Below are 6,032 nucleotides of genomic sequence, written 5' to 3'. Positions count from 1 at the left end.
CGAGCGAAGTCGAGACACCGGGCGCAAGGTGTCTCGACTTCGCTCGACACGAACGGGTGAATGAGAAGTGATTAAAGCGCCGAGACGCTGAGGAAACCCGGCACTGGCCCGTTCCACTCGCCCGGCTGTGACGGCAGTTCGGTCAGCACATCCTTGGGCGGACGCGGCTCATCGCGCCGCGCACGCACCGGCTTGGCCGCAACCTCACGCGGCGCTTCCATCTCAGACGCTGCCTCAACCGCAGCCTTGGGCGCACGCTCCCGGCGCGGAGGCTTCTCGCCGCGCGGCGCGCGTTCGGCCCGCGGCGCCCGCTCGCGCTTCTCCGCCACCGGCGCCTCAGCCACAGCCTCCCCGTCATCCAGCGTGAACACCGGGATCTTCATCCCCGTCAGCTTCTCGACGTTGGCGATGGCTTCCGCATCCTCGCTCGTCACGAAGGTAAACGCTCGTCCCGTCGCCCCCGCGCGGCCGGTGCGGCCAATGCGGTGGACGTAATCGTCCGGATGCCACGGCGTGTCGAAGTTGAAAACGTGGCTCACGCCCTTCACGTCAAGGCCGCGTGCGGCGACGTCGGAGGCGACGAGGATCGAGATCACCCCGTCCTTGAACTTCTGCAATTCGGCATTGCGCGCGTTCTGGTCCATGTCGCCATGGATCTCTCCGGCAGAAAAGCCGTGGCTTTGCAGGCTCTTGGCCAGTTCGCGCACCGTCGTCTTGCGGTTGGCGAAGATGATCGCGGTGTTCACGTTGTCAGTGCGCAGCAGGTGCCGCAGCACCTCGCGCTTGCCCCGCGTTGTCACGTGGATCTTGTGCTGGGCGATGTTCGAATTGTTCGAAGCGGGCCGCGCCACTTCGATGTACTTGGGATTGCTGAGGAACTTGTCCGCCAGCTTCTTGATCACCGGCGGCATGGTGGCCGAAAACAGCAGCGTCTGCCGCGTCGCCGGCAGCTTCGAGCAGATCGTCTCGATATCCGGGATGAAACCCATGTCGAGCATGCGGTCCGCCTCGTCGATCACCAAGAGCTCGCAGCCCGTGAGCAGGATCTTGCCGCGCTCGAACAGGTCCATCAGGCGGCCCGGCGTCGCGATCAGCACGTCCACGCCGTCGGACAGCGCCTTGACCTGATCGCCCATCTGCACGCCGCCGATCAGCAGCGCCATCTTGAGATCATGGTTCTTGCCGTACTTCTCGAAGTTCTCGGCGACCTGCGCCGCGAGTTCACGCGTCGGCTCGAGGATCAGCGAGCGCGGCATCAGCGCGCGGCGGCGGCCATGCGCGAGGATATCGATCATCGGCAGCACGAAGCTCGCCGTCTTGCCCGTCCCCGTCTGCGCGATGCCGATGATGTCGCGCATCATCAGCACCGAGGGGATGGCCTGCGCCTGGATCGCAGTCGGCGTGTCGTAGCCGGCGTCGAGCACCGACTGCAGCAATTCGTCAGACAGGCCGAGATCGGCAAATTTCATGTGGGCTGATGATCCGAAATAGGGCGCGCAAGATTGTCCGGCGCGCGGAAGGCGTGGCCATGTGGCGCGCCATCGTGGCCCCGCGCCTAGGCGCAAAGGCGGGCAAAAGTCAAGGAAACTGGTTACGGATGCGCAGGGTTTGCGCTCAATTCCCGTCGACCGGAACGTATTCGTGCACGTCCTTGAGCTTGCAGGTCGTCCCCGCGCGCGAATGGATCGCATCGCGGCCGACGCAAAGCTGGCCGTCGCTCGTCTTCGACATGTAGAAACCCAGGTAGAAATCGCGTGCGCTGCAGGCCTTCTCGAGGCCCGCCGCGATCATCCGGCGGTCGCGCATGTAAAACATCAGCCGCCCGTCGGTGATCGGCTGCACGGCGGCGATGCCCATGGCCGGCATGCACTTGCCCGTCTTGCGCTCCCGGAATCGCGGCGCATTGGGCCGCATTTGCGGCAGGGTCGGCTGCAGTATCGGTTGCATCGGCTGCAGCGGCAGAATCTGCGGCGCAACCGCATTGCGCCCGGCATCGCGCGGCGTCACGCGGATGATCACCTGCTGTTCGATACGCACCTGGTCCCACACATCGCCCGCCAGCGGATTGACGGCGGCCCCGCCGGGCAAGGCGCCCTGCGGCCCCACGAGCAACGGCGAATCCGGCGGCAGCGTCGCCGCGGTCCAGATATCCTCATCGCCCGCGGCATCGTCATCAAACAGCGCAAATGCGCTGCCATCTGCCGGAAGGCCCGGCAGGACCAGAGCGAAGCTCGCGAAGAGGCCGAATAACGTTGTCATGGCGAAAGCAGAAGCAGCGTGGTCCCTCGAATCAGTGTTTCCGCCCTGACGGTTTTTTCGGGCATTCCATGCGCCCGGAGAATCGTCATCTCTCGGTAGCACTTCTGCTTGAACCCCCGCTTAACTCGGCTGGCAGAAAAAATGAATTGCCCGCTGCGGCCTGCCGGGGGTAGCCAGAGACATGTCGACCGAAATTGATCACAACGCCTTTGTCGCCGAAGCTGCCGAGCTGCTTGGGGCCCGCGGGTTCACCACCGATCCCGATCTCATGGCGCCATGGCTTACCGACTGGCGCGGGCGGTTTACCGGCCGGGCGCTCGCGATGGCCTCGCCGGCCGCGACCGCCGAAGTGGCCGATTTGATCAAACTTTGCGCGAAGCACCGCGTGCCGATCGTGCCGCAAGGGGGCAATAGCGGCATGTCCGGCGGCGCCACGCCCGATTGCGAGGGCCACGCCCTCCTTCTCAGCCTGCGCCGGATGAACACGATCCGCCGCCTCGATGCCGAAAACCGCATGGTCACCGCCGACGCCGGCGTTGTCCTGCAGACGCTCCATGAAGCCGCGGATGAAGCCGGCCTGCGCTTTGCCCTCACCCTCGGCGGCAAGGGCTCGGCCACGATCGGCGGCCTCATTTCGACCAACGCGGGCGGCACGCAAGTGCTGCGCCATGGCACGATGCGCGCGATGGTGCTGGGGCTCGAGGCGGTCATGGCGGACGGGTCGGTGCTCGATACGCTCACCCCGCTCAAGAAGGACAACCGCGGCTTCGATCTCAAGCAGGTGCTGATCGGCTCGGAAGGCACAATGGGCGTGATCACCGCCGCCACCTTGCGGCTGGAGCCCCGCATTGACGGGCGCACCGTGCTGTGGGCGGGCCTTGCCTCGCTGTCCGACGCGCGCGCGCTGTTGCTGCATGCCGAGAGCATTGCCGGGCCCGCACTCGAGGGGTTCGAAGTCATGCCGCAACATTCGCTGGCCGCGGTGCTCGATTATCTGCCGGGCGCACGCGCGCCGCTGGCTGAGCCGCATCCGTGGCATGCGCTGATCGAGCTGGTCGCCGAAAGCGATGCCGCCGCCGAACGCCTGCCTGACCTCGCCGAAACCATGCTCGCCTCGGCGTTCGAAGTCGGGCTCATCGCCGATGCCACGATCAGCACGAGCGAGGCCCAGGCCGAAGCGTTCTGGGCGCTGCGCGATGCGATTGCCCCGGCCGAGCGGGCGCTGGGCCCTGCCGTCCAGCATGACATCAGCGTGCCGACGCAACTGATGGCCCAATTCGTCGAGCATGCCGTCCCGCTGCTCGAAGCGGCCTGGCCCGGCACCCGCGCGGTCGGCTTCGGGCATCTCGGCGATGGCAACATCCACTTTCACGTCCTCGCGCCGCAAGGCGTCGATCCGGCCGCCTGGCAGCAGGGCGACGGCAAGGCGATCAGTGCGCAAGTCCACGATCTCGTGACCCAATGGGGCGGCTCGATCTCCGCCGAGCACGGCATCGGTCAGTTGAAGCGCGACGAACTGGCCCGGCTGGGTGACCCGGTTGCGCTGTCCATGCTCCGCCAGATCAAGGCCGCGCTCGATCCGCAGGGCCTGCTCAATCCCGGCAAGCTGGTCTGACGAAAAAATTCCCGCTGTGTGACAGCCGCGTTGCAGCCGGCCTTGCGCAGCCCCGGTACAATCCCTAAACGGCGCGCTCCCGCCGCAATCCCGCCGGTTTTGGCGCGTGCATGGCAACCAGTCTGACGGAGAGAATACCATGGCGAGCGCGCCGCAGTCCCTGCCCTTGTTTTACAACGATCTCGCGCCGCTGAATCTTCGCGATCACGCGAACTGGAAGGCCCGCGCCGCCGACAAGGCGTCCTGGATGATCGGCCAGCATGCGATCCCGCTGACGGTCGAGGAATTCCCGCAGGCCGCACGCCACTTCCCGATCATCTTCGCCTCGGGCGAAAACCCGGTGCCGCTGGCGCTGATGGGCCTCAACGAAGGCATCAACGTGTTCGTCGACGCCGAGGGCAATGTGGCCCCGAACACCTACGTTCCGGCCTATGCCCGCCGCTACCCCTTCCTCCTTGCCAAGCTGACGCCGGACACCACCGACCTGTCGCTGTGCTTCGACGCTTCGACGAATCTGCTCGGCGATTTCGAGGATGGTGAGCCGCTGTTCGCCGGTGAAGAACCCTCGGAAGCCACACGCAACGTGCTGCAGTTCTGCGAGCAGTTCGAACAGGCCGGCCAGCGCACGCAGGCCTTTGTCGAGGAACTGACCAAGCACGACCTCCTCATGGACGGCGAAGCTGCGATCCAGCAGACCGGCGTCGAGCAGCCCTTCGTCTATCGCGGCTTCCAGATGGTGAATCAGGAAAAGCTGCGCGATATGCGCGGCGATGTCCTGCGCGGCTGGGCGCAGAGCGGCCTGCTGCCGCTGGTCTACGCGCACGTGTTCTCGCTCGATCTGATGAGCGTGATCTTCGGCAAGCAGGTGGAGCAGGGCGTCGGCCCGACCCCGCCGCTTCCGGCGTTCTGATAACATCGTAACACCAATCAGATAGGGTCGGCATAAACTCCCGCCGGATCGGACGGCAAAAGGCCTTGCCTTGGCGGGAGGCACCACCTATCTTCCGTAAGTCGCGACGGTGCTCCCCTCATGGCCCGGCGCGGCGGGTGCACCTGGTGCACCTCCTCCCTGAACCTTGGCCACCTGGAGCACTGCTCCAGGTGGTTTTTTCATGATCTCAAGAGCTTACTCGGCAGCCGCGCGCCAATGGCCGCGCTCGCGGCCAAGGTCTGCGACGGCAATCGCCATGCGCTGGACCAATGCTGCCACTACGTCGACCGTCGCGGCGAGTCCCGGCCCCGGCTCGGCCAGCGCGGCATCGAGGTAGGTCCGCCGGTCGATTTCCAGCTGGAGACAATGGATTCCGTCCTTCCGCCGCGCGTGCCGTTCCAGCACATAGCCGCCGGCATAGGGCCGGTTGTGCGCGGTCAGCCGCCGCGCCTGACCCAGTGCGGCAAAGGCCTCGGCCACCAGCGCGCCGTCGCAGGCTGCACCGAACCGGTCGCCCAGCACGAACTCTGCGGCAGGCTCGCCGGCCCGTGCGGGCAGCGGCGGCATCGAATGAAGGTCGATCAGCAGCGCCGCCCCCCACCGTGCCCGCACGCTGTCGAGCAAGGCCGCGAGTGCCGCGTGATAGGGCTCGTGCACCCCTTCGATCCGCGCGGCGAGATCATCAGCCGCGATCGGCCACTTCCACAGCTCGCCAAGGCCGGGCAGCCGCCGCGGCACGAGGCCCAGCCCGCTCCGCGCGCGGCGCCCGGATGACGGGCTGGCGGGTGCAGAACTCGCATCAGGCGCGCCGCCGCCGACCATGTCCCAATCGACATCGTCGCTGGCGCGGTTGAGATCGATCATCGCACGCGGTGCATGGGCCACCAGCAGCGCAGCCCCGGTCCGCTCGGCCACCGCCTTGCCGACAAGATCGACCAGCCGGTCCTCCAGCCGCGGCGCACTGTAGGCCGGCTGGCGCATGCGGGAGATCAGTTCGGACGGATAGCTGCGCCCGGCATGCGGCACCGCGATCACCACCGGCACCGGTGAGGGATCGTGCTGCCAGACGGTGAACGCAGCCGCCCCCTCCAGCCCGGGCACGCGCCCGCCGCTGCGGGTCATGCCGCCGCTGAAGCTCGCAGTGCTGCCGCGCGCAGGCGATTCGCCCCCGGACAGGAAGAGTCGATCCATCGACGAAAGCTGCCGGGCTTTGGCGCGCATGTCAAA

At 66.7% G+C, this 6,032-nt stretch carries 5 protein-coding genes; 2 read left to right on the top strand and 3 right to left on the bottom strand.

Annotated features, from left to right (window positions below; translation table 11 throughout):
• Positions 1-71: 71 nt before the first annotated feature.
• Positions 72-1,469: a DEAD/DEAH box helicase gene (locus IP83_RS10280; protein ID WP_054122127.1), complete on the bottom strand. Its 1,398-nt coding sequence runs from the start codon at positions 1,467-1,469 to the stop codon at positions 72-74.
• Between the two features lie 145 nt (positions 1,470-1,614).
• Complete coding sequence (locus IP83_RS10275; protein WP_054122126.1) at positions 1,615-2,259, bottom strand: hypothetical protein; 645 nt, start codon at positions 2,257-2,259, stop codon at positions 1,615-1,617.
• A 181-nt stretch (positions 2,260-2,440) separates the two neighbouring features.
• Here IP83_RS10275 and IP83_RS10270 point away from each other — a divergent pair, with 181 nt between their 5' ends.
• Positions 2,441-3,874: an FAD-binding oxidoreductase gene (locus tag IP83_RS10270; RefSeq protein ID WP_054122125.1), complete on the top strand. Its 1,434-nt coding sequence runs from the start codon at positions 2,441-2,443 to the stop codon at positions 3,872-3,874.
• 139 nt (positions 3,875-4,013) lie between these two features.
• Positions 4,014-4,784, top strand: a complete 771-nt coding sequence (locus IP83_RS10265; protein ID WP_054122124.1) for a SapC family protein — start codon at positions 4,014-4,016, stop codon at positions 4,782-4,784.
• A 216-nt stretch (positions 4,785-5,000) separates the two neighbouring features.
• Here the strand turns inward: IP83_RS10265 and IP83_RS10260 are convergent, their stop codons facing one another.
• Positions 5,001-5,996, bottom strand: coding sequence for an N-formylglutamate amidohydrolase (locus IP83_RS10260; protein WP_082364635.1), 996 nt, complete (start codon positions 5,994-5,996; stop codon positions 5,001-5,003).
• Positions 5,997-6,032 lie beyond the last annotated feature (36 nt).

It is taken from the genome of Novosphingobium sp. AAP93 (genome assembly GCF_001296055.1).
Lineage (GTDB): Bacteria > Pseudomonadota > Alphaproteobacteria > Sphingomonadales > Sphingomonadaceae > Novosphingobium.
This window is presented reverse-complemented; position numbering and strand designations above follow the sequence as displayed.